Source organism: Arthrobacter sp. P1_B4 (genome assembly GCF_056406555.1).
The window spans coordinates 49,197-75,881 of sequence record NZ_JBFTZW010000012.1; the positions used below are offsets into that span (position 1 = coordinate 49,197).

Sequence of the window (26,685 nt, forward strand, 5' to 3'; positions counted from 1 at the left end):
GAAAATCCCTATGAACACTCTCGCTGGCTACCTCCGGCAGGCAGGCACGGCCCTTCGGTTCTTGCTCTTCGCCACCCTGGTCCTCGGCCTTGCGTACCCGCTCGCCGTCTTCGGAACCGGACAACTGATCGCCCCGTACCAGGCCAACGGCTCCATCCTCAAAGACAGCGCCGGCGCCCCGGCCGCGTCCGCCCTGATTGTCCAGGCCGCGGCCAACGATTCCGGTGTCCAGGACCCCCGCTGGTTCCACGCCCGCCCTTCAGCTGCGAAGTGGGATCCGGCGTCGTCCTCGCCGTCCAACCTGGGCCCCAACGATTCGAAACTGCTCGAGGCCGTGACCGCCAACCGGTCCGCCGTCGCCGCGGCTGAAGGCGTGGATCCGGCAACGGTGCCCGCCGACGCCGTGACCGCCAGCGGTTCCGGACTGGACCCGGACATTTCACCCGAGTACGCCAGGGTTCAGACGGCGCGGGTGGCGGCAGCGAACGGCCTGGGCGCCGACGCCGTTGCCTCCCTGGTGGAGCAGCACACCAGCAGTGGGTTAGTCGCGTTTCTCGGCCAGCCGTCGGTCAACGTGACTGCCCTCAACCTCGCCGTGGCGGCGGCCGCACGGCCGTCGCAGCCGGCACAATCCAAGTGAGAGAATGACGGCATGGCACGTGGAACGCTGCGGATCTTCCTGGGCGCCGCGCCGGGTGTGGGCAAGACCTACGAGATGCTCGAAGAAGCCCACCGGCTCGGCAAGCGCGGCGAGGACGTCGTCGTCGCGTTCGCCATGGACCACGGCCGCAGCGAGACGCGGGCGCTGCTGGAGGGACTCGAAGTCATCCCGCCCAGGAGGCTGCCCTACCGGGACACGGAGTTTGAGGAGATGGATCTTGACGCGGTCCTGGTCCGGGCGCCAGGGGCCGCGGTTGTGGACGAATACGCCCATTCCAATGTCCCGGGCAGCCGGAATCCCAAGCGTTGGCAGGACGTTGCCGTGCTCCTCGACGCCGGCATCAATGTTCTCTCCACGGTCAACATCCAGCATCTGGCGTCCTTGGGGGACGTCGTCAGCGCCATCACCGACGTCCGCCAGGCGGAGACGGTGCCGGACGACGTTGTCCGCCGAGCGGATCAGATCCACCTCGTGGACATCTCCCCCGAGCTGCTCCGCCAGCGCCTGGGCGACGGCAAGATCTACGCGGCCGACAAGATCGACGCGGCCCTCTCGAACTACTTCCGGCTGGGCAACCTCACGGCGCTGCGCGAACTTGCCTTGCTGTGGCTGGCCGACCGGGTGGACGAGGGCCTCGCCAAGTACCGGGCCGAACAGGGCATCGATGAAAGCTGGCCAGCCCGGGAGCGGATCGTCGTCGGGCTGACCGGCGGCCCGGAAGGGGAAGTCCTGATCCGCCGGGGGGCCCGCATCCTCAACCGGGTCAACGGCGGGGACCTGCTGGCGGTCCACGTCCGTGCCGCTGACGGCGTTGCCGGCGAATCCCCCCAGGCGCTTGAGGCCCAGCGCCATCTCATCCTGGACCTGGGCGGCAGCTACCACATCGTGACCGGGGAGGATCCGGCCGCCGCCCTGCTGGACTTCGCCCGCAGCGTCAACGCGACCCAAATCGTCGTTGGCATCTCCCGGCACAAGAAGATCGCCGGGCTGATCGGAAACCTCCTCGGCGGCGGAGTAGGCACCCGGGTAGTCCGCGATTCAGGCGACATCGATGTCCATATGGTCTCCCACCCCCTCGGCGGCCGCGGAACCCGCCCGTCACGGCAGCGCGACTTGGGCCGGGTCCGGGTCGCCGTCGGGTTCGGCTTTGCGGTGCTGCTCCCGGTGGTCCTGCAACTCTTGCTGTCGCTCCTGAACCCGGAGCGGAACGTGGCCGCGGCCATGCTGGTCCAGCTCACCGGTTCAGTGGCGGTGGCGCTGATCGGCGGATTGTGGCCGGCCATCCTGGCCGCACTGTGGAGCAGCCTTCTGGTGAACTACTTTTCAACCCCGCCGTTGGGCAACCTCACCATCAGCGATCCCCAGAACTTCCTGGCCCTGCTGGTGTTTGTGGGCGTCTCAGCCGCCGTTGCCGTTGTGGTGGACCTATCGGCCCGCCGCTCCAAAGAGGCCGCGCGGGCCCGCGCCGAAGCCACGACGCTCGGTGACCTGACGCGCAGTGCCGTCGGCTCGGATGACACGGTTCAGGCATTGCTGGAGCAAGCCCTGAGCGTCTTCCAGGTGCGCGGTGCTGCTGTTTTCAGCCTTGGCTACGGCCTCGCGGACGGCGACAGCGGCGCAGGACCAGACCGGCGATGGCAACTTCAGGCCGCCGTGGGAGAAATTCCGGCCCTGCCCGCCGGCGCGCCAGGGGACGATGCCACCGGCGACAACGTCGAAGAAATCGACGCTTCCACGCGCCTGGTGCTCTTCGGACGGATTCTGCCGGCCAGCGACCGACGTCTCCTCGGCGCGTTCGGTGTTCATCTGGCGGCCCAGCTGGAACGCCAGCAGTTGGTGACCAGCCGGCGGGAGATGCTGCGATTGGCCGAAAGCAACACGATGCGGACCTCCATCCTCCGCGCAGTCTCCCACGACTTGCGCACCCCCTTGGCCGGGATCAAGCTTGCCGTCGGCGGGCTGCGCCACGACGACGTCCATTACACCAAGGAAGAGGAACACGAACTGCTGGCAACGATCGAGGAGTGTTCGGACCGGTTGGACGCGCTGGTGGGCAATCTGCTGGACATGTCCCGGATCACCTCGGATGCCGTCAATCCCCTGCTCAAACCCGTGCGGTGGTACGAGGTCATACCGGGTTCCCTGAGCGCCGTCACCGCGGGCCGGGTGCGCGTGGACCTGCCTCCGAACATGCCGGAGGTCGACGCCGACCCCGGCATGCTGGAACGGGTGATTGCGAACATCGTCGAGAATGCCGTGAAATACGCTCCAGATTCGGACATCGTCCTTGTTGGGGCGGCTGGCGGCCTCAGCCCTGCGACTCTCGAAGGGCGCCCTGCCGGGGAGCTTCGGGTCATCGATCACGGCCGGGGAATCCCGGCGGAGAGCGTCCTGGAAATGTTCCGGCCCTTCCAGCGGCTCGACGACACCCCGCAAACCACCGGGATCGGGCTCGGGCTTGCGGTGGCGAAGGGGTTCACGGATGCCATGGGTGGCAGCCTGACCGCAGAAGCCACACCGGGCGGAGGGCTGACGATGATTATCCGGCTTCCGTTGTCCACGGGAACCCCATATGACGGGCACCGCGCCCAGGCCCCGTTCGAGCCCCGGTCGCTGGTGGCGCGCCGCGGTCATGCGCTGCCCCTTACGTCCGGACCGGACACCGCATGACGGCCGTCCTGGTCGTCGACGACGACCCGCACCTGTTGCGGGCCCTGCGCATCACCCTGCAGGCCCACGGCTACACCGTCACCACCGCCGTGGACGGGACCTCGGCGCTGCTGGCCGCCACCCAGAACCCGCTCTCACTCATCATCCTGGACCTCGGCCTGCCTGACATTGACGGGACCCGTGTCCTCAAGGAGCTGCGCGGGTTCAGCAGCGCGCCGGTCCTGGTGCTCTCCGCCAGGCACGGCTCCGAAGACAAAGTCGAGGCTCTCGACGCCGGCGCGGATGACTACATCACCAAACCGTTCGGCCTCGACGAGCTCCTGGCCCGGCTCCGGGCGCTGCTGCGCCGCAGCGTCGAACCGGAGCGCGAAACAGTGGTCAGGACCGATGCCTTCACCGTGGACTTGGCCAAGCACCGGGTGACCAGGGACGGCGCGGACGTCCGGCTGACCCCCACGGAATGGAAGATTCTGGAGGTTCTGGTCCGCAATCCGGAAAAGCTCATCACCCAGCAGCAGCTGCTCTCCAGGGTCTGGGGTCCGGCCTACGCCAAGGAGACCAACTACCTCCGGGTTTACATGGCGCAGCTGCGGCGCAAGCTGGAGCCGGATACCGCCAGCCCGCGCCATCTGCTCACCGAGGCCGGCATCGGCTACAGGTTCATGCCCTGATGGTTTTCCGATGCCGCCGCCTGCAATGGATACTGGGGCAATGACTAATCGCAGCCCGCTGAACAGGGACGATGCCGGTCCGTCGCCACTGCCTGAGATTCCGGCGCAGCTGCGGGCTGTCCTGAACGGAATCCCGGCACTCGTGGGCTATTGGGACACGGGACTCCGCAACCGCCTGGCCAACGACGCCTACTGCGAGTGGTTCGGTTTCGCACCCCAGCAGCTTCACGGCATGCATGTCCGGGACGTGCTCGGCGAGACCGTCCTGAAGGCCAACCTGCCGCACATCGAGGGGGCGCTCGCCGGGAAGCGGCAGCAGTTCGACCGGACCCTGGTGGATGCCGCGGGCCAGTCCCGCTTCACCGAGGTGACCTACACCCCCGATACCCAGGACGGCGCGGTGCAGGGCTTCTTCGTCTTGGTCACGGACATCACCGAGCGTGTCCTGGCCGACCGGCGCCGGCAGCGGGACATGGACCGGTACCGCGCCCTGGCGCGGAGCGTCCCCGGCGTCTTCGTCCTCCTCTTCGACGCCGAGCTGCGCTACCTGATCGCCGAAGGCCAGGAGCTGGAGACCTTCGGCTACCGCAGGGAAGAGCTCGAAGGCCAGCGCATCCAGGACGTGCTCAAGGGCAATCTCGCCAGCGAGCTCGAGCCGCGCTATCTCGCGGCCCTCGCCGGCCGCGAGGTGTCCTGGAGCCGGCAGATCGGCCACCGCACCTACCGGCTGAACGCCGGGCCGGTCTACTCCGACGACGAGGCCGCGGCCGGCATGGTGGTGGCGGTTGATATCACCGAGCGCCTGCAGCAACAAAAGGTTTGGGAGGCTTTGCACGAGATAGCCACCGAAGTTGCCCGCAACGCGGCCCCCGCTGCCATCTCTGAGCGGGTCGCCGCGATTGTCCGCGACCTGTTCAACGTCGATTCCGCCGCCGTCGTCCGTTTCACGGGCGCGTCGTCGGCGGAAATCGTCGCCATGGCGCCGACGCTGCCGCCGACGCTGAGCCGGCGGCAGATCTTCGCCCCGACGGACGAGTCGGCCACTGTCCGGGTGGCCGTGACCGGCAAGCCGGCCCTGGTTCGCTACCGGGCGGAAGGTGGACCGGCAGCGGAGCAGATGCGCGCCGGCGGCTTCCAGTCCGCGGCGGCGGCGCCGATCCGGGTCGGCGGCAGCCTGTGGGGCGCCGTGAGCCTGACGTCGAAGTCGCGCACCGGGGTTACGGAGGCGATGATGGAGCGGCTGGCCCAGTTCGCGGAGCTCGTCGAGATCGCCATCGGCAACACGGAGGCCCGGACCGACCTCGAACAGCAGGCCACTACCGATGCCCTCAGTGGCTTGCCCAACCGGCGGGCCCTGGAACGGCACCTCGCCGAGCATGTTGAGCTGGCCCTGAGCCGCGGGACAAGCCTGAGTGCCGTCGTCCTGGATATCGACCACTTCAAGAGGGTCAACGACACCCACGGCCACCTGACGGGCGACGTGGTCCTGGCGGAGGTCGCGGCCAGGCTCCGGGCGGTCGCCCGCGCCGAGGAGATCGTGGCCCGGTTCGGCGGCGAGGAGTTCGTTTGGCTGCTCCCGGCGACGGACGGCGCCGAGGCCCTGCGCGCCGCCGAACGCGCCCGCAAGGCCATCGCGTCCGAACCGTTCGGGGAAGTGGGTTTCCTGACGATCTCTGCCGGAGTCTGCGAGCACAGTGACGCCGCGGCCGGCTCGCTCCTGGACTGCGCGGACCGGGCCCTGTACGAGGCCAAGAACGGCGGCCGCAACCGCACGTCCCGCTACGGCCACGCCAGCCCGGCGGTTCAGCCTGCCCCGGCCGGGCAGGCACGGAACAGCCCGGCACAGAACGGGCAGGCACGGAACGGCCAGGCGCGGGACGGCGCTGGCACACTCGGAGCCTAGACGAAAGCGGACTTTCCCGTCACGGCCCGCGCCACGATCAGTGAATTGATTTCGTAGCTGCCCTCATAGGTATAGAGAATCTCGGCGTCGCCGAAGAGCTTGCCCATCTCATAGTCGCTGCTGATGCCGTTGCCGCCCATGAGGGACCGTCCCATCGCCACCGAGGCACGCGCCAGCCGCGTGGTGGTCGCTTTGGCCATGGCGGCCTGGACCATCTCGAGCTTGCCCTCTTCCTGGATGCGCGCGAGCTGGGCCATCAGGGCCAGGGAGGCGGTCGCGTTGCCCAGGATCTCGGCGAGCTGCTGCTGGATGAGCTGAAAGCGGGCGAGTTCCTTGCCGAACTGGCGGCGCTTCAGCGAATAGGCGCGCGCGACGTCGAACGCGGCCAGCTGGATGCCGGCACCCTGCCAGCCCACCCAGGCCCGCGAATCGCGCAGGAGCTCGTTGGCCTTGGAGAAGCTGGTGGCGCCGGGCAGCAGGTTGGCCGCCGGGATCCGGACCTCGTCGAGGACGATGTCCGCGTTCTGCATGATGCGCAGGCCGATTTTGTTGGCGATCTTCGTTGCGGTGTAGCCCGGACGGTCCGTCTCCACGATGAAGCCCTTGATGTGCTGGTCAGCGACGTCCCGGGCCCAAACAAGGGCGAAGTCCGCGATGGTGCCGGCGCCGATCCAACGCTTGGCGCCGTTGAGGACCCACTCATCGCCGTCCAGCCGCGCGGTGGTTTCCAGGCCGCCGGCGATGTCCGAGCCGTGGTCCGGCTCTGTCAGGGCGAACGCCCCGAGCTGGGTGAACGCGGTGAGGCCAGGGAGCCAGCGCGCCTTCTGTTCCTCCGAGCCGAGCTCGTCGATCATGCCGACGATCAGCTCGTTGTGGATCCCGACGAGCGCCGAGAGGGACACGTCGGCGCGCGCCACCTCGACATACATGAGCCCCTTGAAGAGCTTGGACGTGCCGTCCGTCTGCAGCCCGCCTAAACCGTATTTGCCGAGTTCGGCGAGGAGCCCGAAGGGAAACTCCTCGCGGTTCCAGTAGTCGATTGATGCGGCCCGGATCCGGGACTGCAGGAATTCCCGGACCTCCTGGTAGCGGAGCTGTTCGTCCGGCGGCAGCAGGTCCACGATGTACATGAGGTCGGCGTCGGGAAACGGCGGCTCCGCCGCGGCTTCGGGGGCGGCGCCCGCAGTAGCGGATTCGGCTGTGTCTGATCCCGCTCTGTCTTCGGCTCTGTTTTCGGCTCTGTCTTCCGCTCTGTTTTCGGCTGGCGCCGACGGTCCGCTGGCACGTCCTTGTGGCTGCACGGGCACGTATCCCTTCGTCATGCAACGCCTGCAGAGCAGCGTCGCCCTTCCAAACCCTTGGATGTCCTAGTATATTGCACAGTGACGGGGATCACTAGGCAGGCACCGTGCCGGGCCGGTGGATCCCAGGCAACGGCGCCGTGCCACCGACCGCCCGGAACGGCAGCGCCAGAGGACTTCGAAAGGTGCAACATGACCGTGACTGAGGAATTCCGGGCCGCGCGAGACCGGCTGCTTGCCCTGCGCGGGGACTACGACGGCGCCCGCAACGAATTCCAGTGGCCCCGCTTTGAGGAGTTCAACTTCGCACTGGACTGGTTCGACCAGCTCGCCGCGGACCCGGCCAAGGCGGACAAGCCTGCGCTGGTGATCGTTGAACAGGACGGGTCCGCGACCCGGCGCAGCTTCGCTGACCTCTCCCGGCGCTCGTCCCAGGTGGCCAACTGGCTGCGCGGGGCAGGTGTGCGGCGCGGGGACCGGATGATCATCATGCTCGGCAACCAGGTGGAGCTCTGGGAACTGATGCTGGCCGGCATCAAGCTGGGGATCGTCATGATTCCCACCACCACACTGATGGGACCGGCCGACCTCCAGGACCGGGTGGAACGCGGCGGTGCGGCCTGGGCCGCCGTCGGCAGTGCCAACATCGCGAAGTTCGCCGACGTCGCCGGCCAGTACAAGCTGATTGAAGTTGGCGCCGGCGCCGGGGACCCCGCCGCTGCCCAGGCCAATGCCCTGCAGTACTACGGGGCAGATGCTGCCGCGGCCGGTGCGGATTTCACCCCGGACGCCCCCACCCCGGCCGACGAGACGCTCCTGCTGTACTTCACCTCGGGCACCACGTCCAAGGCCAAACTCGTCGAACACACGCACACCTCCTACCCGGTGGGACATCTGTCCACGATGTTCTGGATCGGTATGGAACCGGGCGACGTGCACCTCAACGTGGCCTCGCCGGGCTGGGCCAAGCATGCCTGGTCCAATGTGTTCACCCCCTGGATCGCCGAGGCGTGCGTGTTCATTTATAACTACGAACGCTTCGACGCCAGGGCGCTCATGGAGCAGATGGACCGCGAATCCGTGACCAGCTTCTGCGCCCCGCCGACGGTCTGGCGGATGCTGATCCAGGCCGATCTCACACTGCTCAAGAATCCGCCCACCAAGGTGGTGTCCGCCGGCGAACCGCTCAACGCCGAGGTGATCGACCAGGTCCACCGCGCATGGGGGCAAACCATCCGGGACGGCTTCGGCCAAACCGAATCCACCGTGCAGATCGCGAACACGCCGGGCCAGCCGATCAAGATCGGCGCCATGGGCAAGCCGCTGCCCGGCTACGACGTCGTGCTTGTGGACCCCGCCACGGGTGAGGAGGCCGACGACGGCGAGCTCTGCCTGCGCCTCGACCCCCGCCCCGTGGGGCTCATGAAGGCGTACTACGGCGACCCGGACAAGACGGCGGAGGCTTTCCGTGACGGCTACTACCACACGGGGGACATGGCGAGCCGGGATGAGCGCGGCATCATCACGTATGTGGGCCGCGGCGACGACGTCTTCAAGTCCTCCGACTACCGGCTGTCCCCGTTCGAACTGGAGAGCGTGCTGATTGAGCACCCCGCAGTGGCGGAGGCCGCCGTCGTCCCCTCCCCTGACCCGCTCAAGCTGTCAGTGCCGAAGGCGTTTGTGGTCCTGGCCGCTGGCCACCAGCCGGGCCCCGAGCTGGCCGAAGACATCCTGCGGTACTGCCGGGAGCACCTGGCGCCGTTCAAAAGGATCCGCCGGCTGGAGTTTGCCGAGCTCCCCAAGACGATCTCCGGCAAGATCAGGCGCGTGGAGCTGCGGCACAGCGAGGAAGTGCGCCACGGCGGCGGGCCCGTCCCGGAAGGCCTCGGCATCGAGTACTCCGACTCCGATTTCCCCGGGCTCAAGGGGCAGGGCTGAACATGGGAACACCGCTGCCGCGAGATCCGATTGCCGACGCCCGGCTGAACTGGGAGCGCCACGGCTGGTCCGACGTCGCCGCCCCGATGGCCGCCATCACCGCCATCATGCGGACCCAGCAGATCCTGCTCGGCCGGATCGAGGCGGTGCTCAAGCCGTTCGGGCTCACGTTTGCCCGGTACGAGCTGCTCGCGTTGCTCAGCTTCGCCCGCAGCGGGGCGCTGCCCATGAACAAGGCGAGCGCGCTGCTGCAGGTCCATCCCACCTCCGTGACCAACGCTGTGGACCGGCTCCAGGAGGCCGGGCTGGTGATCCGCTCGCCGCACCCCACGGACGGCCGCACCACCCTGATCGAGCTCACCCCGGAAGGCCGCACCCTGGCCAAACGGGCGACGGCGGTGCTGAACTCCGAGGTCTTTGGCCAGTCCGGCTTCGCGGACCAGGACGTGGACCAGCTGATCCGGATCCTGGGCACATTCCGCCGGAACGCCGGTGATTTCAGCGGCTGACGCCCGGGTGCCGGGCGATCGGGAGCGTTCCTTCGGCGGTATTCCTTCTGCCTGCCCGGCGTCAGCTTGAGACGAACCGGCGTTCGAGGATCTGCCCGGGCCATTCCTTGACCTTGATCGTTTCGGTGCGCCGGTAGCCGGCGGATTCGTAGAAGCGGACCAGGTCGCCCTGGCCTCCCCCATAGCAGTCAACCCGCAGGAGCGGCACACCCAAGCGCTTGGTCTCGTCATCCGCCAGCCAGGCGACAGCCTCGTCGAATAACGCCAGAACGGCATACGACTGGCCCCGCCATGAGGACTGTGACTCAGAGCGTGAGCACACCCTCGGGGTGTGGATCCACACCCAGCGGTACAAAAACCGCCGCAATGAACTGGACCCCGTGAAGGTCAAACTCCTGGACGCTGCCGCTCCCGGTTGGCAGGCCGGGAGGACCGGGGGCCGCCCGCGCCGGCGGTGATCTGGAAGGCCGCGCTTCCCGGGAGGCCAGCGGCCAGGACGTCACGCCGGCTAGTACCCTTAGAGTGGTTCTCCAGTCCCCCCAGCTTGGAGAACCGGGAGCCTCCGCGCTTGAGTCCCTGGATTCGCGCGGAGGCTTTCCTCATACTCCCGACCAAGACCGCGCTCAAAGTGCCATCAAGGGCCGGGCCGGCGCACGTCAGGCGGCCGGCACGGCGCCGCGGACTCCCGCGGCCGGCCGGCCGGGAAGCGGCGTGACCTTTTCCGGGCCCTGGTGTGAGATGAGTTGAGGACCGGCAGGTGCCTCGAGCACGGCGAGCGGGAGTTCGCGGTGGACCAGGTAATCGCACGCGGCCGGGCCGGTCATCCTCAGGCCCGGGCACCTGCGTCCACGGTATTCAATGTGGACATCGGCTGCGCGCAAACCTGCTCTGAACGCCCTGCCACTAACTGGTGCAAACCCTCCAAGCCCGCACCAGCTCAGATACAAGCCATACAGTTCCTCCACGCTGAGACCGCCGTCCGGATCCGGTGCGACGCACTCAGTGAGGAAATCTTCCAGTGGTGTCTTCGTCATCGTGGCCTCCTGCATCCTGGCGGCAAAGCCGCTCAAATGAAACAGCAACAGCATGAATGTGAAGCATGACCAACCCAGAAACACTAAAAAATCTAGAAGCACCAATTCCCACTGTCAACCAGATTTTCCGGAGCGAGCCAGGCCTGCCCGCACGGAGCCGTGGGGCAGTCCACAACCCTGAAGGAGAGCCGCAGCAAGGCCCGCAGGGGTTGTGCCCACTGGGGTCAGGTGGAGCCCTCCGCGCAGCTCAGGCTGTCCCCATTGGCGTGCAACCCGTTGATTGTCGGAGCCCTCCCCCATACTGAATCCAGCGGCTGAGAAGTATCGGTAATCCGTTGAGTAGCTTCTCAACGAATAGCCTCCGAATTCGCCCGGTTAGCGGTCCTCGGCGTCACCCAGAGCTGGTAGCGGACTACCTCCCGCCGGAAGATGAACCAGATCCCCGCCAACAGCAGCATCCCAACTCCAAGGTCCACACTGTTTCCCGTTCCCGTTGAATCGATCCCTGTCCCGGGTACCAATACGATGTATAGGCCAACGGAACCCAGGAGCGCGCGCACTGCGAGACTTAGCTGCCGGTGCCGGGGACGCCAATTGGTGTGGCCCCACCGCAAGGAGGAGCGCTCCGCTAGAACCCGCCTGCCACAGCCAATGCCAAGAGCGATGCGCCGGACAGGACCAGCAGGGGTTCGTGCATGGAATCCTCTTCGAAGATACTGAGGCCAGACTACAAGTGGCCGACAACGGTTCTGAACGCTGGGACGGCGAGAAGCCCAGGGTAAAGATTCTTCCGGGGCGGACGGTCCGGCCCCCGCAGGGTCAGTTTTTCAGGTTGAGCTTTCCGCGGGCGATGCTGTCGGCGGAGTGGGCGGGATCCCCGTTGTACGGCTGATTGGAGATGTCGACGATGGGGTACTGGGCCAGGTCGATGCCGGCAGGGATGGTGAAGTTGCCGGATTCGTTGGCGAGGACGCCGAGGCTGACCATTTTGGTCAGGTCGGCGGAACCGACCCACACTCCCCGGAATCCCGTGATGTGGTCGTTGGAGAGCCGGATCATCAGTTGGCGGGTTCCATCCGGGAGTTGCTCCACCCGCGCGTCTCCGCTGCCGGTGTGCGCGGGCAGGGGGGACAGGGACGTTTGGGCGAGGACAATGGATGCTGGAGCCGTCTGGGTGGAGGAAGGGGACGGCGTGCCGGTGTGTCCGATGACTCCGGCGGCGACCCATCCGGCGGCCGTGCCGAGAATGATGCCGGCCGCGGCCGCCATCATCCAGAGTCCGGGACGGGCGGCCCGGTTTTTGGCGCTGGGCCGAATGGGAGCCGGTGCCGACGCTGTCTTGCTGCCATGGTTCAGGGGCGCTTGCGCCGTGGCCGGGTCGATGGCCGACCGCTCCGGAGGTGCACCGCGCGGTACGGAGTGCTGGTTCAGGGGATCCGTCGCCAGCGCCGGGGAGAGCCCGAGGGCCTGATGGATGGCGGTCCAGTTCTGGCTGCCGGGTTTTTCGAGTTCAACGCCTCCCGGGTCGAGGGTGGCAATGTGCACGGCGTGCCGCAGCCCTCGCAGGGTATCGCTGCACGTGGGGCAGCCGGCGAGGTGGGCGGCGTCGGCGTCTGTGCCTACGGGCTCGCCCAGGGCCAGCAGACTGAGAAGGTCCGCGTCAAGGTGTTCCATGTTCCACCTCCAGGCGGGTGCGCAAACGGGCGAGGCTGCGCCGGATGTGGCTTTTGACGGTGCCGAGCGGCAGGTTGAGGCGCGATGAGATTTGGTCGTGGGTCAGGTCTTCATAGAATGCCAGCCGCATTATTGCTTGCTGTGGGTCCCCTAATTTTTCCAGTTCTTCGTCCAGGGTTAGGCGGTCGGCGACCTCGTCGACGTCCCCCGCATCTGGCTGGGTGGCGGGGTCAACGACCAGGAGCGTGGCCGCTTGTTCGAGATGACGCTGGCGGGCGCGGGCGGACAACGCGTCGGAGATGGCATTGCGCGTGATCCCGATCAGCCAGGCTGGCAGCCGTGCCGCCTCAGGCCGGTAAGTGGTCCGTGATTTCCAAGCGCGGATGAAGACCTCCTGGGTGACGTCGTCGGCAGCGGCACGCTCTCCTAGGGATCTCAGCGCCAGCGTGTAGACCAGCGGACCAAACCGTCGGTATGCCTCCGCGAGGGCGCGTTCGTCGCCGCCGACAAATGCGCGATCGAGACCGGGGTCCCAGTCATGCGTTGCGGCAGCCTCCATCGGGCGCTCCTTTGAGCGATAAGCGGCCCTGTTGACCCACATTATGCCGCTAACGCGGGAGCTCCGCCACGGTCGAATGGCGGCGGTGGTCCGGGACGTCATTTCGCACGCCTGCCGGTGGGGCCGCAGTCGAAGCGGTCCCACCGGGCAAGAGGACGTGATGGCGGCACGAGCCCTAGGAGCCTACTCGTCGTCGCACTCGTCTCCTTGCGAGGCGGAGTCCACAACCTGTACGGCGACTTTGAGGTTCTTGGCGGCGAGGCTGCCCCAGGCGTAGACGATAGTGTTTTTCCCCTCGGTGATCCGGACGTTGGCCGGGCCGATCAGCGGGGACGTGGTTCCGGCCGCTGCGACCGACGCGGAGACAGTACCGGCCTTAAGGGTGAGGGTCTTTTGATGCGGGTTGGTGAGTTCTTTGACGACGGCGGTCCTTCCGGCGAGGACGTCGACGGCCGGGGCGGCGGCAACGTGCCGGACGGTCAGCTTGCCCTTTCCATCCGGGCTGGTCGAGGTGTCATTGGTGAAAAGTGTGGCCGTCGGTTTGCCGTTGGCGGCCAGGTGCGCGACCGCGGTGTAGTCCTGGCCTGCTTCCAGGTCGACCGTGACGGGGCCAATGACGGGGTTGGCCGCGCTGGTGGCGTTCGCCCCGGTGATGGCAATCTTGTGGTCTCCGTCGGGGACGTTCAACGGCCCGGCCACCTTCCCCGGCGTGAAGTTGTCCAGGGCGCGCTTGCCGTCGACCCAGACGTCCACGGTCAGGCCCGGGACGCCATGGAGGACGGACAGTTTCGCTGTGCCTTCGTCGTGGTGGTGCCAGGTGCCGGCCTGGGCGGGGGCAGCCAGGGTCAGTGCTGCCAGCAGCGTCATCGCTCCGGCGGCTGCAGTAAGTGTCTTGCGCATTTCCAACTCCTCATAAGGTGCCCGCATGGGGCGGTGGTTGTGCTTACACCCTTACTACCGGCCAAAGCCCGTACCCGGATGCACCCGCATGGAAGTTTTTTAACGGACCGGCTGCCTGGCGCAGGGGTATGGTTCCGCGGTCCACAGCGTAACCGGGCTGATTTACCACGCGGGGGCACCCTGCCCGCGTCCGCTTCTACGATCGGACCTTGCATCGCACGCGGCGCGGAGGGTGCGGGCCGTCAGGACGGGGGAATTTGGGTGGAGGAGGCGGTGCCAGCGGTGTTCTAGTTGCTTGATGCGACGAAATCCGGCCCAGTTGGGGCCGGTTTGATCAGCTAGCCGATGCCACGCAGGGTGTGGAACTTGGGGGGCCGGCGGCGTTGGTCTTCCGCCGGAGATAGGAGATGTAGAGCTCGACGTTGTTGCCGCGCCGGTCGGGGTTTTCCGGGCCAGACGTGGTTCACGATTTCGGCCTTGCGCACGACGTTCCCGGGTATTCCATCAGCAGCTCCTTCTCCCCCACCATGTTCTTTTGCCTGCTGGCGGAGCATCGCGGAGCTGTGCCCGACGGAGCCCGCGCAACCCGAAGGGCAAGCACCTGATGGATTGCGGGGAGGAAATAAGCGCAGCGCCGACCACAACGCATCCGGTGCGCGGTCGTCCGCAGGACGGTTGCGCCCGTGTAGCGGGCACGTATGATCCAACGGACAGCAGCAAAAAGAATGAAAATGCTTGTGCTGTCCGAGCGCAGCGAGGCCCGTTTTGCCCTTGATGGGATCCGGGACGGCCTGGGGGTGATTCCCGGCGAGATCGTTCCGGATTCCTGGTCCTGGACGATATGAACCCGGGGTTCCAGTCCTACGTCAGCGAGCACCACAGTTCATATCGTCTAGGCCAGCGGGAGCTGAAGATGTCGTTCTGAACGGAGCCCACCGAGACGGGGTGGACGGTAGTCACATGCGTGACGTTCACGAACGAGAGTCGACCAGTCTTCTTCGACATCATTTACACCTATGCAACGTGGGCCCGCAGGGTTCCACAGGTATTACTCAGCGCGTACAGACAAAATGTTGATTCTAGCTGGGCATCAAACGCCACTTGGTAATCGGTCCGCCGGGGGCTGGGCCAGAGAGAAGCCGGAACGGATGAGCCGAAATACCTTCAAAATTCTGGGGCTGGACAGCGCGGCGCGACCCGCGGCGCTGATTCTCGCTGCGACCCTCGCGGTCGCGGCCACGGCCTGTGAGCCCACCCCGCCAGGAGGCGGGCCATCGCCGGGGCAGGACAAGACAACGGCCGCCCCCGGAACTCCTGCGACAACCCCCTCTGCAGAACCCACACAGGCCCAGGGGAAGCCCGGCCACGTCTTCGTGATCAACCTGGAGAACCACGATTACAACGATGTCTGGGGTGCTGGTTCGGCGGCCCCTTACTTGTCGAAGACCCTGCGCGCCGAGGGTGTGCTGCTCTCCCGGTACTACGGGATAGACCACAATTCCCTCCCGGACTACCTGGCCCAGATTTCGGGGCAGGGCTCGAACGCCATGACGCGCGCCGATTGCCCGGTGTATGCCGGGTTCAAACAAACCGGAACATCCGAACTTAGCCAGGTGCAGGGTACCGGCTGTGTGTACCCGGCCTCGGTTCCGACGCTTGCAGGCCAGCTCAGTTCCGCCGGCAAGACCTGGAAAGGCTACATGGAGGACATGGGCACTCCCTGCCAGCATCCCGAGCCCGGCTCTAAGGACGATCACCACAAGGCGAAGGAGGGCGACCAATACGCAACGCGCCACAACCCGTTCGTGTATTTTGAGGAAATAACATCGTCCCCGGACTGCCAGAAAAACGTGGTGGATTACACCCACTTCGCCGATGACCTGAAGTCCACGGACGCGACACCGAACCTTTCCTTCATCACACCCAACCTGTGCAATGACGGGCACGACAGCCCCTGCGTCGACGGGAACCCGGGCGGTCTCGAAAGCGCCGACGGCTGGCTGCAGCAGCAGGTTCCGGCCATCCTCGACTCCCCGGCCTACAAACAGGACGGGATGCTGGTGATCACCTTCGACGAAACCGAAGCCAAGACCTCCGGCCCGTCGGGCATCCCCGGGGGCACGGCCGGCGGCCGGGTCGGGGCGCTGGTGATCTCGCCGTTCACCAAGGGGGGCACGACGTCGGACAGGATGTACAACCACTACAGCCTGCTTGCCAGCATCGAGGACATCTTTTCAGTACCCAGGCTCGGCTACGCAGGCGCGCCGGGGCTGAACAGCTTCGGCCCGGACGTCTTCAACGCCCTGTAATCGCCCGTGGCACCGAATCTCCAAGCATCGCCGCTCCCCCGACCCGGGGCTCCCACACGGCAAGAAAAACCGCAGCTTCAGAACCTACTGTTGCGTTGTGGCACAGCAGCCCAGTCAGGGGCACGCCACAACGTCATTCAACCTCAGAATGACGAAGCGCACCCCAGAGACCGGCTCCACCTTCCTTAAAGATGGAGCCGGCCTGAGCGGCCCACCGAGAAACGCGCGGAGCGATGCCCTGCAGATAGCGATCGACTTCGCTCAACGGCAGCACGGGCTCTCAATGAAGGTGCTGAATTGGGTCCGCACATGCAGCGAAGTAGGACGTTTGTCTCCCGGAGAGGCCCACAAAAGGTATCCCCCAGGCTCCAGCGAGGATTCGGCTGCTGACCTACTCACCGCCACGCCTGCTGTGACTTTGCAGACGTCCGGCGCGCGCAAGCTACGCGGACTGATTGTATCCGCGCGCCGCCCGAGTCTGTACCTAGGACGCGTGCTGGCTTCGTGAGTCCAAGTAAGCAGCCCTTGTGCGCTCCGATGGCCCAGCGCGTCAGCTTAGGACCGGGGGCGAGGACCCCTAATACCCGGGCATTTTGTGCCGCCGCCGGCTGTAACCCTGCGGCTGATGTTGTCCGTAAGGGGGAGCCAATCCATTCGCTCTGGTCGGGGCAACTTTCCGTGTCAGGTGCGGTCCATTCTGCTCGAGCCTCGGTGTGGAGCGCTCCGGTCGTCGTGGTTCTGCTGTTCCCTCCCGGCGGCGTCGGCGCGCTGTTCGCGGAGTTCGCGGCCGCGGCGGATATCCTCTTCTTCGCGGGCTTGAATCTTGTCGCTTTGTTTGGTGTCGCGGGGCGGCAGCTGGATGGTCTTTTCGGCTTCGATGCCGGACTGGAGCTGGCGGCCGCGTTCCGTTTCGGCGTCGAACTCGGCACCGAACAACAGGGACATGTTCAGTATCCAGAGCCACAGCAGCGAGATGATCACGCCGCCGATAGTGCCGTAGGTCTGGTTGTAACTGCTGAAGTTGCCTACGTAGAACCCGAAGGCCACGGAGGCGAGCAGGAAGATCACTAAGGCCATCAGGGACCCGATGCTCATCCAGCGGAACTTGGGCTGCTTCACGTTAGGCGTGGCGTAGTAAAGGATGGCGATCACGACGATAACCAGGAGCAGCACCACGGGCCATTTCGCAATGTCCCAGACGGTCACGAAGGCCCCGCCGAGGCCGACCGCGTTCCCGACGGATTCTGCCACGGGGCCGGTCAGGACCAGCATGAGGGCGAGGAGGGCGACAATCATCACGGTGACGACGGTGACACCGAGCATGGTGCTCCGGAGTTTGATGAAGGGCCTGCCTTCGTCAACTTCGTAGATCCGGTTCATTGCCCGGCCAAACGCGCCCACGTAGCCCGAGGCGGACCAGAGCGCGACGAGAATGCCAATGAGCAGCGTAAATCCGGCCGAGGAGGAACTGGTGAGCTGCTCGAGGGGCGCCCGGACGGCGTTCACCGACTCGGCAGGGGCGAAGCGCTGAACGATCTCGAGCAGCGTTGCAGTGGTCTTCTCGGCTTGCCCGAAGATGCCAAGCAGGGACACGAAGGCCAACAGGGCAGGAAAAAACGAGAGTACCGCGTAGTAGGTCAGGGCCGCGGCGAGGTCGGGGCACTGGTCCTTGGTGAACTCCCGCAGGGTCTTCTTGGCGATGTACCGCCACGAGTGTTTGGTGACATCGGCGGGGCTGTCGGGCTTGCGGGGATCGTCGGGGGCGGGCGCCGTGTGGGCTTTGGCCGTGCTGCTCTCCCCTGTCTCGGCGTCGGTGGCGGTGCCATCTTCTGCATTGGAAAGGTTCTTGGCCATGGAAATTTTCCTTCGTGAAGTTAAGTGCAGAGGCCGGCCGCCCAGCGCATCAGCGGGGGCAGCCGGCCGGATCCTGATCAGAGCCCTTAGGCCTGCTGCACGTTGTCCTTGGCCTCGGTGGCCCGGTCCTTGACGTCCGCCACGGCACCCTGGCCTTCGGCCTTGACATGATCGGTGGCGTCGACGGCGGTGGCTTTGACGTTCGCCACGGCCTCCTGGGCCGGTTCCTTCAGCCCTTCGGCCACGTGCTTCGCCGCCTCGGTCAGTTCCGTGGTGAGCGGCTCCGCGGCCGTCTTAAGAGCATCCGCGGCCTCGCGCTCCTTCTGGCTGGCCGGGATCAGGGCAGAGACCAGCAGCCCGGCGCCGAACGCGATCAGACCTGCCGCCAGCGGGTTGCCCTGCGTCCTGGCCTTGACCTGCGCAGGGGCGTCGCCGACGTGCGTACCGGTACTGGCCGTGGCCGAGTGCACGTTGCCGGCAGTGTGGTCCGCTGCGCCCATGACTTTCTCCTTTACTCCAAAGACGGCGTCCTTGACGTTCTCTTTGACTTTGTCAGTTTGCCGCTGGACGATGTGCGACGGTGTGACCTTGTCCGCTACGGCATCGACGTTGGTACCCAGCCGGGCACGGGTTGCTTCGATATCTGCTCGGATGACATCCGGGTTTTCACTCATCGTGTTTCCTCGCTGAATCTAGGTGTTGGGTTTGAGCGTGGGCGGGATTTCCTGCAACGTCTCAGTGGTCTGGGGCATCCCCTTGACCGCCTTGAGTTCCTTGCGTCCGGTCGAGGACAGGATCGCGGCAACGGCGCCCCAGATCACGGCGAGAACCACGGCGGACCAGGCAGGCCCAATGACGTAGCCCAGAGCCCACCAGAGCGCCAGGGACAGGAACAGGAGCACGAAATGTCCAGCGACGGCGGCGCCCGCCAGCATCCCCGCACCCTTACCGGCCCGCTCGGCCGACTGCTTGAACTCGACCTTGGCCAGCTCGACTTCCTGCCGCATCAGCGTGGACATGTCCCGTGTGACATCACCCAGGAGATCGCCGAGGGAGGCGGATTCCGCTTTCGCCTGTGCGGCTGTGGGAGGTGGCTCCGGCATCTGGCTGCTCACAGCTGACCACCCTCCCGGTTCGGAAAGGGAACGTTGTCCCGAATGGATCCGTCGGCTGCGGTACCCGGCGGCAGGGTGTGGGCCGAAACGGGACCCGCTGTGCCGGGGAGGGCCGGTTCGTCGAAGAAGCGGTCACCGGAGCCGGCGGCGATGACGGTTTCCTGGTGGGCGGGGGGCGTTGCCGGGGTCGAGAGACGAGCGGGTTTCGACGCCGCCTGCTGCGTGTCCGGGGCTCCGGCTTGCAGGCTTCGTCCCAGCCGGCCGGCGAGCAATCCGGCGCCGGCTGCGACCAGGAGGAATGTCCCCGGCCGCTGCCGTGCGAACGACTTCACTTCCTCCAGCAGGGATCCGGGATCCCGGTTTTCAAGCCAGGAAGCCACGGACTGTGACCGTTCGGCGGCCTGACGGATGAGGTCAGCCGCGACGCCGGGCTCCTCGGATGCGTCTGCCATGGTGTGCAGCTGCGAAGAGAGGGTGCGGATTCCCTTGGCGGCTTTCTGCTGCTGCGCGCCTGCCTGATCCGTCAGGTCTGCCTTTGCCTGGTAAAGGAGATCCTTGGCGTTTGTCTTCGCCTCTGCCGCGACATTGGCAGCCTCGGCCTGGGCGGTTTCGGCCACGTTCTTCGCTCTCCCTGCAGCGTGTCCCGCCACTGCGGCGGCTTCATCCTTTGCTGCTTCTTTCGTGGAGGGAGAGCTTTCCACTCCACCGGAGGGCGCTGCCACGGTATGCGCATACTCGCCCGTGGGCGGCTCTGGAGTGGCCTGGGTCCATTGATTCTCTGTCATCGTTGCTCTCTTTCAGGAAGGGCCCGCCGGCGAATGTGGAACGCGCGGCACCGGATGAATTAGGCCAGATGAATTAGTAAGCACGGCTACCAATTAGATAGTAAGCATACTTTCCGTTTGTTGCGCAAGAGGTGCCGGTCGGAACAAGAAAAAATAGTAAGTAGGCTTGCCAAACTGTTACTAAGCATGCTTATGGTGGGGTCCTGCAGCGTTCCACCCGAAGGTGCTGCAGTCCCAAACCGCATCACAGATCCAAGGAGACATTCATGCTCGCCAAGGAACATATCGATGACCTGCTTCGGCGCAACGGAAGCGTCCTGTCCACTGACGGGGACAAGATCGGGTCCATCGGCCAGGTTTACGCGGACGACGACAACGGCCAGCCCACGTGGGTCACGGCCAAGACCGGATTGTTTGGCACGTCCGAATCCTTCGTCCCGCTGGAAGGAGCCCGTACCGAAGGCGGCGACCTCGTCGTCCCGTACACCAAGGACCAGGTCAAGGATGMGCCCCGGGTGGACACCGACGGGCACCTTGAACGCGCCGAAGAGGACCGGCTCTATGCCCACTACGGCATCGGCGACGGGAACCGGACGTACACCGATGCGGCAGCCGGTCGGGACGGGGACTACCGCGACGCAGACTACGCGGACACCGGCGGGGGCGCCGTGGGGCGCGACACCTCGGGACCCACCACCGACGATGCCATGACCCGTTCGGAGGAACGCCTGAACGTCGGCACCGAACGGCAGGCTGCCGGACGGGTGCGGCTGCGCAAGTACGTCACCACTGAAAATGTCACCCAGACCGTTCCCGTGGAGCGTGAAGAGGTCCGCCTCGAACGTGAGCCCATCACGGACGCCAACCGCGGGTCGGCGCTGTCCGGCCCGGACATCAGCGAGGAAGAACACGAGGTCGTCCTCCACGAGGAACGCCCCGTTGTTGAGAAGGAAACCGTCCCGGTCGAACGGGTCCGTCTCAATACGGAAACCGTGACCGACGAAGTAACCGTCGATGAGGACATCCGCAAGGAACGGATCGAAACCGACGGCGACGACGGCACGCGCCGATAGCGGTCGTGGGCGGGCCAGGGGTACGGCTAACGCCGGACCCCTGGCCTGCCCCTTCTGGTTGATCCTCGTCCCGCTCACGGAAGGCCGTAATCGATGCCCCTCGACCCTCAGGTCAACGCCCGGGACGGCTACCTGCTCCTCTCTACGGCGGCGCGCCTGGTTCAGCGCCGCCTCGATGAGGCACTTGCCCCGCTGGGCCTGACCCGGGCCGCAGTCATCGCCCTCCAAGCCGTATCACCCCACCCCATGAACCAAGAACAGCTCGCCGCGAAGGTCCAGGTTCAAAGCCAGACCCTGGGCCGCGTGCTGGCCCGTCTGGAGGCGGGAGGCCTGATCACGAGGACACGAAACCCCCATGACCGGCGGCAATTCCAGGTAGAGATAACTGACGCCGGGGAAGCGGCACTCAAAGCAGCCCTCGAGGCTGAAAGCGCCGCCGTCTCGCCAGACTTCGACGGATGGGAAAACCTTCTCGAACAACTCTCCCGGTTCGTCAACACCTTCCAAGATCCCCGACAAGCGCAGGGTCCGCCCCGCAACTGACACGACACACTGTCAGGTGGGACGCCCTCACGGGTCCATGCCGGGAGAAACCACGGCGCCCGCTCCTCCGATTTCCCGATTGATCCATTGGGCCCGGGGCAGGGCTTGTTCGTGGGCTTCGGGGTCCAGGAACGGAGCCGGAGGCCTCGGGATCTACCTCCCGCCCGCCGGGCACATCTGGGTGCTGCACCCGGCCTCACGGCCTACGACGAACCGGTACGACAGACACGGAAAACAGATCATTCTGCGCAACAACGCGTTCAGGAAAGCCGTCAGCCACGGCGAAGGAATTCATCTACGGCACCCAGCCCTTCCTGCTGCAGCCTCCGTGCCAGCTCACCGAACTGGATGGCCAATTCGGCGCTGACGCGGATGGCCAAGGACCCTGCCTCGACGCGCCCTGCGAGGAACGGGTGATCCGTGCTCAGTCTGCTCACCGGGCGGAAGAAAATCGATTCTGACGTCGCTTCGGGAGAGTTCCCCCCGCCACGTCGATGTCCTGCAAAACTCCACCGCACCTTTTAATAGGACACCCCCGCTGATCCATGCTGTCCAGCCGTAGTGCTAGACCCATGGCCCGGCGCCTTCTTCACCCCCGGTTGACGCCGTTTCGTCTGCACACATATGAACTCGAAGCAGCGGAGCCTCAGGCCGCGCGGCCGCAATAACCAACTGGCGGGAGGGGAAGCAGGGGGCCCAAGACCGGCTTAGTCCGTCTTGCGTGTTTCGGCCTAAACGCCCGGTCCGCGGCCTTCACACCGACTCGGCTCGACCACCAGACACTAGGTCGGGCCCAAAAGCCCCTCGTGAACCGGGCTGAGTGCGCAGTTTTAATAGCGTCCGGCACGGTTCACCCGGGGAGTGAGCCTAGTAGAAGTGGGCCCGGCAGATCACTTAAGGGAGGATGCGTGATGGGCAGCGCAAGCGGTCCTGATGATGCGCGACGGCTCGACGCAGACTGGGACGGCACTCSTGAACCCCTGGATCAAACGGAAAGTCGCGCTTCTGACCACAGTGCTGACGCCCTCTACGAAGAGACGGACCGTGTTTTCGCCGATGGGGAGAACGACGGGTACTTCGATGAAACAGGCCGCCCGGTCGACGGCATGTTGCCGGAAGACCCGGCCACCGCTGTCCGTGAAACCGTGGTCGCCCGAGAAGAGGAGCGGTTCGGCGGCATCAAGATCGGCTCGGCCTTCTTCGGCTGGCTGGTCTCGACCGCAATGGCTGTTTTGCTAGTTGCTCTGGTTGCGGCGGCCGGCAGGGCCGGTATTTTGCCCGTCACGGACCCGCTCGCCCGAGCCGGCCAGAAATCGTCAGATGACATGACCGGTATGTTCATACTTCTGTCGCTCCAGTTCCTCGCCTATTTTTCGGGTGGCTACGTGGCAGGACGGATGGCGCGTTTCAACGGCGTCGGCCAGGGGCTCATGGTCTGGCTGTGGGGCGTCATCGGATCCGGTGCGGGGGCACTGCTGGCGTTCATGGGACAATTCAATGTCCTGACCACGATCAACAGTTTCCTTCGCCTACCACTGGTCGAGGGGCCGCTCAGTCTAGATGGCGTCATTGCGGCCATCGCGGTGGCCGCCATAGCCCTGATAGGCGCCGTGCTGGGCGGACTCACCGGGGTTCACTACCACCGGAAAGTGGACCGTGTGGGCTTTACTCCGACAGAGGAGTACTACCAGCCCTAGGACGCACCTTTCCCGTGCGGTACCAGGACTGGCGAGTTTGAGCAGTTACTGCTGGCTCCCGCTCTGAGCCTGCCCTGCTGGAACGGCATTCCTCCCCTTCGCTCTGCTTTGGCCTGTGAGTCGCAGCGCTAAATGGCCGCGTTTTCACAGCGCTATTTGTGGCCTTTGCTGCACGTAAGCCGATCCCCCACCGCGACAGGATGCTTGCAGGCATCCCGCTGATCTAGCGGAATGACAGCGCGAGGCCGAGCATGGCGATGGCGAGTATTGGGAACAACCAGTTAGTTATCTGAACGATTGCCCGCGCGCCTCTTCCGGTGATGTCCGTCGTCCCGGAGAGCGGATCGGTGATGTCGTTGTCGTCCTCGGAGTGGGCTGACCGGATGGTGTTCATGGTTGAAAGTGCCACCATCACGAGAGCGCTGCCTATGAGCCAGGGCAGCGGGTCGATCGCCAGCCATGCTTCGGCCCGGCTCGAAGGGGTCGCGAAGGCTGAGAGGAGACCTGACAGGACGCAAATAGCGGTGATTCCGATACAGACCCAGATGCGCCGTATGAAGGCGTCGAGGTAGAGCGGCAGGAAGGCCAGGAAAACGACTGGTGTAGCGAGGAGGGCTAGCTGCGCCGGTGAAACCAGCAGCGGTTCCGACCGCGTCCAGGACACCATTGCCTGATTGAAGAGCAGGAAGGCCAGGAGTCCGAGCAGTGACGGCCAGAGTGCTTTTCGCACCCAGTCGTGCTTCGGCTCGGACGGGAGTTCAAGCGCGGCAGCGTAGTCTCGGGCTGGCCCGAACGCTTCCTCGGCCCGTTGGCCGGTGTCGCCGAGGAGCTCCCTTGTGCTTGCGATGGTGTCTCCGATGGCGCTCCCGTGCACCTGGCGTAGACGTAGCTCCATGACGAGCTGGTCGAACCATTTCTTATCGTTGGTCTGCTGCGTCATGCGGGGATCTCCTTCGTGAGCCGCTCGGGGTCGAGGTAATGGGTGCTGGTGACGGCGAAGCGGAGCCAGTCAGCGCTCAGGCGGGTGAGTTCGGCGCGGCCCTGATCTGTCAGCGCGAAATACTTGCGGCCGGGACCGCCGTCGCCGGCCCGCCATTCCGTGGTTACCAGGCCGGCAGTCTCGTATCGGGTGAGGAGTGGGTACAGGGTCCCGCCCTTTATGGTGCCGAACCCATGGTGCTCTAGTTCGCTGATGATCGCGTATCCATAAGAGGGCCCGGCGGATAGTGCACGGAGCGCAAGGAAGCCAAGCGTGGCCCGGAGCCAATCACTTGGCCAGTCCGCGCTTCCTGTGGGTTGCGGATCAGAGGCAGGAACATTCATGACTAGATCTTCTATCTAAGTAGTTAGCCTGTCAAGACCACTTCCAGCTGGGCGTGGATGGGCACCGGGTGCGACACCAGCACATGCCCGTAAGCCGGTCCCCCACCGCGACACCCTCGACCCGCTCCCCCGCCGTGAAAATCCCATACAGATGCTGGGATCCAGGATTCGCGTATACCCCGCCCGCAAAACTGTCCCGCTTAGGTGACTCAACAGCTGCAGTTGCACCCACAACTGCGCACATCCTCGGCTACGGCCGGGCGTCCACGAATGACCAGGATCTGACCGCGCAGCGCCACGGCCTAGCCGCCCTTGGCGTCCCCGTTGAGCGGATCTACGTCGACCACGGACTGACCGGCAGAAACAAGGAACGGCCCGGACTCGGCGAAACCGTGACTTTCGGCGCTATTTGGCGTCGTTTTGTGATCGCTAAATGGCGCCCAGAGCACGGCGCGAGGGCCTGGCCTAATCCCTCCGTCTCGTATCCCTGGGGTTTTGAGGCACAAAGGTTTCGAGACACCGAATCGGGTTAAGAGAACGAGTCGGCTGAGAGGGAACGTCTAGTGGAAACTTCTCGCCTAAGGGCAGCAGCGCGCGTGGACCTAATCCCCGTCCTGATTCCCGGCACGATCCTGGAGGACTGACCGCCGGTACGTGCTTGGCGTGAATCCCAGGGTCTTTTGGAAGTCGTTCGTCAGATGGGCATGGTCGGTGTAGCCGAATTCGGCAGCTATCCCCGCGAGGTCTGCAGCCTGGTCGGTCCGTGACCGATCAGCGGCCTCCTGCAGGCGGCGCCGTCGAATGAGCGCGGACGGGCTCAGGCCGATGTACTTCCCCGCCACCCGTTGAAGGGTTCTCGGCGACACAAACAGACGCGCCGCAACGTCCTCAATGCGGAGCACGTCGCTGCACGTTCCGATAATGTCCATCATCGCGTTGGCAAGAATGCCCTCCTCTGACACCTCCGGACGCTGCGCTACCAGCCAACCAGCGAAAGCCTCCACAGCGTGTTGCCGACGCTCCTGTGGATCGGGTCCGCCCATGGGCTCCGACACTGAGGCATGCAGATCCGCAAGCGGCAGTGGCAGCTGGGAATCCCGCAGGCTCCCTGGATCGTGCGTGAAACGCGGAACCAGCGCGGGACGCAGGAGAGCCCCCACCGCCCAGCCCCGGCCTGTGAGGTCGCGATGTGATCCACGTGTTGTCGGGCCTGCGAACTCAACACGATCCTTCTGGACAACAAGGTTGGATGCAGGGAATGCGATCAGATGCTGGCGTGACGTGTGCCCCGGCTCAATGTCCCATTCGGGGATCCAAAACCACTGCACCAGGTCCGACACGGACTCCGGCGCGGGCACACGGTGAAACGTGGGAAGCCGGGCAGGGTAGAGGATTCCCTTGAACGAAACCACCATGGGCGGATACTCCTTATCCAGGCTGTCGCAATTCACCAAGCCGCTGGGCGGACGCGTGCGTACCGTGAGATCTATGAGTGATACTACAAGCCCCGAACTGACCGCAGCCGCCGACGGCAAGCACACAACATCCGGCATCCCGCACGGCTTCACGAGCCTCACGCCATTCCTTGCGATTCCCTCGGCGAAGGAGGCGATCACGTTCTACCAGGACGTTTTCGGCGCCCGCACCGTCAATGCGACCGAGATCGGCGGAATGGTGGTCCACGCCGAGCTGGACTTCGGTCAGGGACGGCTCCAAATCGGTGAGCCCAACCCGGACTACCACCTCGTCCCGGCGCCGAACGGCGAGGATGATTGCTACTCCGTCGGCTTCTACTGCGCGGATGCGGACGCCCTCGTCGCGCGCGCCGAGCGGGCAGGAGCTACCATCCGGGAGCCGCTGTCCACCTTTGTGTCAGGAGACCGATTCGCCAGCATCCGCGACCCCTACGGTGTGCGCTGGTCCATCATGACTCGGGTCGAGGACCTCTCCGAAGAGGAATGCACACAGCGCGTTGCCGGCTGGGCCGCCAAGCAAAGCTGAACCGGCGCATCCCAGCCCACAACTTTCATCACGATCGGTGTCACAACAAAGACTTTCGCTACGGCTCACAGGGGCTGACAGAGGCTGCAACTATGCTCTCCAGCATGCACTCTTTCACCCGCCGCGGACTGCGGTCACACCGCTTTCCGGAAGTAACCCGCCAGG

Annotated in this window: 26 protein-coding genes; 12 read left to right on the plus strand and 14 right to left on the minus strand. The window is 65.5% G+C overall.

Annotated features, from left to right (window positions below):
- The first annotated feature begins 10 nt into the window (after positions 1-10).
- The 4 genes from kdpC to AC1D1W_RS07700 are packed head-to-tail and all read left to right on the plus strand — an operon-like array spanning position 11 to position 5,905.
- Positions 11-640, plus strand: a complete 630-nt coding sequence (gene kdpC / locus AC1D1W_RS07685; protein ID WP_476943357.1) for a K(+)-transporting ATPase subunit C — start codon at positions 11-13, stop codon at positions 638-640.
- A 12-nt stretch (positions 641-652) separates the two neighbouring features.
- Positions 653-3,331: a DUF4118 domain-containing protein gene (locus tag AC1D1W_RS07690; protein WP_243181417.1), complete on the plus strand. Its 2,679-nt coding sequence runs from the start codon at positions 653-655 to the stop codon at positions 3,329-3,331.
- Positions 3,328-4,002, plus strand: coding sequence for a response regulator (locus AC1D1W_RS07695; protein ID WP_243181416.1), 675 nt, complete (start codon positions 3,328-3,330; stop codon positions 4,000-4,002). Before AC1D1W_RS07690 ends, AC1D1W_RS07695 begins: the two co-directional genes overlap by 4 nt.
- Before the next feature lie 40 nt (positions 4,003-4,042).
- Positions 4,043-5,905 carry a sensor domain-containing diguanylate cyclase gene (locus AC1D1W_RS07700; RefSeq protein ID WP_243181415.1) on the plus strand — a complete coding sequence of 621 codons (1,863 nt, stop codon included), beginning with the start codon at positions 4,043-4,045 and terminating at the stop codon, positions 5,903-5,905.
- On the opposite strand, the gene AC1D1W_RS07705 is transcribed toward AC1D1W_RS07700, so the two are convergent.
- Positions 5,902-7,035 (minus strand): acyl-CoA dehydrogenase family protein, encoded by a 1,134-nt coding sequence (locus AC1D1W_RS07705; protein WP_243181414.1) that lies wholly within the window; start codon positions 7,033-7,035, stop codon positions 5,902-5,904. The two genes, AC1D1W_RS07700 and AC1D1W_RS07705, sit on opposite strands and share 4 nt — an antisense overlap.
- A 363-nt stretch (positions 7,036-7,398) precedes the next feature.
- On the opposite strand from AC1D1W_RS07705, the gene AC1D1W_RS07710 reads away from it, so the two are divergent.
- Both AC1D1W_RS07710 and AC1D1W_RS07715 read left to right on the plus strand, forming a co-directional pair.
- Positions 7,399-9,144, plus strand: a complete 1,746-nt coding sequence (locus AC1D1W_RS07710; protein WP_476943358.1) for an AMP-binding protein — start codon at positions 7,399-7,401, stop codon at positions 9,142-9,144.
- 2 nt (positions 9,145-9,146) lie between these two features.
- A complete protein-coding gene (locus AC1D1W_RS07715) occupies positions 9,147-9,653 on the plus strand; it encodes a MarR family winged helix-turn-helix transcriptional regulator (protein ID WP_028277447.1) in 507 nt (168 codons plus the stop codon).
- A 61-nt stretch (positions 9,654-9,714) separates the two neighbouring features.
- On the opposite strand, the gene AC1D1W_RS07720 is transcribed toward AC1D1W_RS07715, so the two are convergent.
- The 5 genes from AC1D1W_RS07720 to AC1D1W_RS07740 form a co-directional block, all read right to left on the minus strand.
- Positions 9,715-9,975 carry a hypothetical protein gene (locus tag AC1D1W_RS07720; protein WP_243181412.1) on the minus strand — a complete coding sequence of 87 codons (261 nt, stop codon included), beginning with the start codon at positions 9,973-9,975 and terminating at the stop codon, positions 9,715-9,717.
- Between the two features lie 334 nt (positions 9,976-10,309).
- Complete coding sequence (locus AC1D1W_RS07725) at positions 10,310-10,477, minus strand: hypothetical protein (RefSeq protein WP_476943359.1); 168 nt, start codon at positions 10,475-10,477, stop codon at positions 10,310-10,312.
- 1,029 nt (positions 10,478-11,506) lie between these two features.
- A complete protein-coding gene (locus tag AC1D1W_RS07730; protein WP_243181410.1) occupies positions 11,507-12,361 on the minus strand; it encodes an anti-sigma factor in 855 nt (284 codons plus the stop codon).
- Positions 12,348-12,920: an RNA polymerase sigma factor gene (locus AC1D1W_RS07735; RefSeq protein ID WP_476943360.1), complete on the minus strand. Its 573-nt coding sequence runs from the start codon at positions 12,918-12,920 to the stop codon at positions 12,348-12,350. Before AC1D1W_RS07735 ends, AC1D1W_RS07730 begins: the two co-directional genes overlap by 14 nt.
- Before the next feature lie 183 nt (positions 12,921-13,103).
- Positions 13,104-13,820 carry a DUF4397 domain-containing protein gene (locus AC1D1W_RS07740; protein WP_243181408.1) on the minus strand — a complete coding sequence of 239 codons (717 nt, stop codon included), beginning with the start codon at positions 13,818-13,820 and terminating at the stop codon, positions 13,104-13,106.
- Between the two features lie 1,148 nt (positions 13,821-14,968).
- On the opposite strand from AC1D1W_RS07740, the gene AC1D1W_RS07745 reads away from it, so the two are divergent.
- On the plus strand, positions 14,969-16,129 hold the full coding sequence (locus AC1D1W_RS07745) for an alkaline phosphatase family protein (protein WP_243181407.1): 1,161 nt from the start codon (positions 14,969-14,971) through the stop codon (positions 16,127-16,129).
- A 681-nt stretch (positions 16,130-16,810) separates the two neighbouring features.
- Here the strand turns inward: AC1D1W_RS07745 and AC1D1W_RS07750 are convergent.
- The 4 genes from AC1D1W_RS07750 to AC1D1W_RS07765 all read right to left on the minus strand — a co-directional run bounded on the left by AC1D1W_RS07750 (position 16,811) and on the right by AC1D1W_RS07765 (position 19,883).
- Positions 16,811-17,983: a YihY/virulence factor BrkB family protein gene (locus tag AC1D1W_RS07750; RefSeq protein WP_476943361.1), complete on the minus strand. Its 1,173-nt coding sequence runs from the start codon at positions 17,981-17,983 to the stop codon at positions 16,811-16,813.
- A gap of 86 nt (positions 17,984-18,069) precedes the next feature.
- Positions 18,070-18,657, minus strand: coding sequence for a DUF3618 domain-containing protein (locus AC1D1W_RS07755; RefSeq protein WP_476943362.1), 588 nt, complete (start codon positions 18,655-18,657; stop codon positions 18,070-18,072).
- Between the two features lie 18 nt (positions 18,658-18,675).
- Positions 18,676-19,086, minus strand: coding sequence for a phage holin family protein (locus AC1D1W_RS07760; protein WP_476943371.1), 411 nt, complete (start codon positions 19,084-19,086; stop codon positions 18,676-18,678).
- 8 nt (positions 19,087-19,094) lie between these two features.
- Positions 19,095-19,883, minus strand: a complete 789-nt coding sequence (locus AC1D1W_RS07765; RefSeq protein ID WP_476943363.1) for a hypothetical protein — start codon at positions 19,881-19,883, stop codon at positions 19,095-19,097.
- Between the two features lie 266 nt (positions 19,884-20,149).
- On the opposite strand from AC1D1W_RS07765, the gene AC1D1W_RS07770 reads away from it, so the two are divergent.
- The gene (locus tag AC1D1W_RS07770; RefSeq protein ID WP_476943364.1) at positions 20,150-20,956 is read left to right on the plus strand and encodes a DUF2382 domain-containing protein; all 807 of its coding nucleotides are present in this window, start codon (positions 20,150-20,152) and stop codon (positions 20,954-20,956) included.
- A 93-nt stretch (positions 20,957-21,049) separates the two neighbouring features.
- Positions 21,050-21,499, plus strand: coding sequence for a MarR family winged helix-turn-helix transcriptional regulator (locus AC1D1W_RS07775; protein ID WP_243181401.1), 450 nt, complete (start codon positions 21,050-21,052; stop codon positions 21,497-21,499).
- A 272-nt stretch (positions 21,500-21,771) separates the two neighbouring features.
- Here AC1D1W_RS07775 and AC1D1W_RS07780 read toward each other — a convergent pair whose 3' ends face one another.
- On the minus strand, positions 21,772-21,936 hold the full coding sequence (locus AC1D1W_RS07780) for a hypothetical protein (RefSeq protein ID WP_476943365.1): 165 nt from the start codon (positions 21,934-21,936) through the stop codon (positions 21,772-21,774).
- 474 nt (positions 21,937-22,410) lie between these two features.
- Here AC1D1W_RS07780 and AC1D1W_RS07785 point away from each other — a divergent pair, with 474 nt between their 5' ends.
- Positions 22,411-23,196: a hypothetical protein gene (locus AC1D1W_RS07785; RefSeq protein ID WP_476943366.1), complete on the plus strand. Its 786-nt coding sequence runs from the start codon at positions 22,411-22,413 to the stop codon at positions 23,194-23,196.
- A gap of 223 nt (positions 23,197-23,419) precedes the next feature.
- On the opposite strand, the gene AC1D1W_RS07790 is transcribed toward AC1D1W_RS07785, so the two are convergent.
- Entirely contained in the window at positions 23,420-24,136 is a 717-nt protein-coding gene (locus AC1D1W_RS07790) for a hypothetical protein (protein ID WP_243181398.1), read from the minus strand.
- Positions 24,133-24,519: a PadR family transcriptional regulator gene (locus AC1D1W_RS07795; protein ID WP_243181397.1), complete on the minus strand. Its 387-nt coding sequence runs from the start codon at positions 24,517-24,519 to the stop codon at positions 24,133-24,135. The genes AC1D1W_RS07790 and AC1D1W_RS07795 overlap by 4 nt, the downstream gene beginning before the upstream one ends.
- Before the next feature lie 83 nt (positions 24,520-24,602).
- Here AC1D1W_RS07795 and AC1D1W_RS07800 point away from each other — a divergent pair, with 83 nt between their 5' ends.
- The gene (locus tag AC1D1W_RS07800; protein WP_476943367.1) at positions 24,603-25,052 is read left to right on the plus strand and encodes a recombinase family protein; all 450 of its coding nucleotides are present in this window, start codon (positions 24,603-24,605) and stop codon (positions 25,050-25,052) included.
- Between the two features lie 69 nt (positions 25,053-25,121).
- Here the strand turns inward: AC1D1W_RS07800 and AC1D1W_RS07805 are convergent, their stop codons facing one another.
- Positions 25,122-25,934, minus strand: a complete 813-nt coding sequence (locus tag AC1D1W_RS07805; RefSeq protein WP_476943368.1) for a helix-turn-helix transcriptional regulator — start codon at positions 25,932-25,934, stop codon at positions 25,122-25,124.
- Positions 25,935-26,007: 73 nt separating this feature from the next.
- Here AC1D1W_RS07805 and AC1D1W_RS07810 point away from each other — a divergent pair, with 73 nt between their 5' ends.
- Positions 26,008-26,520 (plus strand): VOC family protein, encoded by a 513-nt coding sequence (locus AC1D1W_RS07810; protein WP_476943369.1) that lies wholly within the window; start codon positions 26,008-26,010, stop codon positions 26,518-26,520.
- Positions 26,521-26,685 lie beyond the last annotated feature (165 nt).

What these genes read in the sequence shown, in the direction of transcription:
- kdpC (WP_476943357.1), top strand. Translation starts at nt 11, where the DNA reads ATGAACACTCTCGCTGGCTACCTCCGGCAGGCAGGCACGGCCCTTCGG.
- AC1D1W_RS07690 (WP_243181417.1), top strand. Translation starts at nt 653, where the DNA reads ATGGCACGTGGAACGCTGCGGATCTTCCTGGGCGCCGCGCCGGGTGTG.
- AC1D1W_RS07695 (WP_243181416.1), top strand. Translation starts at nt 3,328, where the DNA reads ATGACGGCCGTCCTGGTCGTCGACGACGACCCGCACCTGTTGCGGGCC.
- AC1D1W_RS07700 (WP_243181415.1), top strand. Translation starts at nt 4,043, where the DNA reads ATGACTAATCGCAGCCCGCTGAACAGGGACGATGCCGGTCCGTCGCCA.
- AC1D1W_RS07705 (WP_243181414.1), bottom strand. Translation starts at nt 7,035, where the DNA reads ATGTACATCGTGGACCTGCTGCCGCCGGACGAACAGCTCCGCTACCAG.
- AC1D1W_RS07710 (WP_476943358.1), top strand. Translation starts at nt 7,399, where the DNA reads ATGACCGTGACTGAGGAATTCCGGGCCGCGCGAGACCGGCTGCTTGCC.
- AC1D1W_RS07715 (WP_028277447.1), top strand. Translation starts at nt 9,147, where the DNA reads ATGGGAACACCGCTGCCGCGAGATCCGATTGCCGACGCCCGGCTGAAC.
- AC1D1W_RS07725 (WP_476943359.1), bottom strand. Translation starts at nt 10,477, where the DNA reads ATGACCGGCCCGGCCGCGTGCGATTACCTGGTCCACCGCGAACTCCCG.
- AC1D1W_RS07730 (WP_243181410.1), bottom strand. Translation starts at nt 12,361, where the DNA reads ATGGAACACCTTGACGCGGACCTTCTCAGTCTGCTGGCCCTGGGCGAG.
- AC1D1W_RS07735 (WP_476943360.1), bottom strand. Translation starts at nt 12,920, where the DNA reads ATGGAGGCTGCCGCAACGCATGACTGGGACCCCGGTCTCGATCGCGCA.
- AC1D1W_RS07740 (WP_243181408.1), bottom strand. Translation starts at nt 13,820, where the DNA reads ATGCGCAAGACACTTACTGCAGCCGCCGGAGCGATGACGCTGCTGGCA.
- AC1D1W_RS07745 (WP_243181407.1), top strand. Translation starts at nt 14,969, where the DNA reads ATGAGCCGAAATACCTTCAAAATTCTGGGGCTGGACAGCGCGGCGCGA.
- AC1D1W_RS07750 (WP_476943361.1), bottom strand. Translation starts at nt 17,983, where the DNA reads ATGGCCAAGAACCTTTCCAATGCAGAAGATGGCACCGCCACCGACGCC.
- AC1D1W_RS07755 (WP_476943362.1), bottom strand. Translation starts at nt 18,657, where the DNA reads ATGAGTGAAAACCCGGATGTCATCCGAGCAGATATCGAAGCAACCCGT.
- AC1D1W_RS07760 (WP_476943371.1), bottom strand. Translation starts at nt 19,086, where the DNA reads ATGCCGGAGCCACCTCCCACAGCCGCACAGGCGAAAGCGGAATCCGCC.
- AC1D1W_RS07765 (WP_476943363.1), bottom strand. Translation starts at nt 19,883, where the DNA reads ATGACAGAGAATCAATGGACCCAGGCCACTCCAGAGCCGCCCACGGGC.
- AC1D1W_RS07775 (WP_243181401.1), top strand. Translation starts at nt 21,050, where the DNA reads ATGCCCCTCGACCCTCAGGTCAACGCCCGGGACGGCTACCTGCTCCTC.
- AC1D1W_RS07790 (WP_243181398.1), bottom strand. Translation starts at nt 24,136, where the DNA reads ATGACGCAGCAGACCAACGATAAGAAATGGTTCGACCAGCTCGTCATG.
- AC1D1W_RS07795 (WP_243181397.1), bottom strand. Translation starts at nt 24,519, where the DNA reads ATGAATGTTCCTGCCTCTGATCCGCAACCCACAGGAAGCGCGGACTGG.
- AC1D1W_RS07800 (WP_476943367.1), top strand. Translation starts at nt 24,603, where the DNA reads ATGCCCGTAAGCCGGTCCCCCACCGCGACACCCTCGACCCGCTCCCCC.
- AC1D1W_RS07805 (WP_476943368.1), bottom strand. Translation starts at nt 25,934, where the DNA reads ATGGTGGTTTCGTTCAAGGGAATCCTCTACCCTGCCCGGCTTCCCACG.
- AC1D1W_RS07810 (WP_476943369.1), top strand. Translation starts at nt 26,008, where the DNA reads ATGAGTGATACTACAAGCCCCGAACTGACCGCAGCCGCCGACGGCAAG.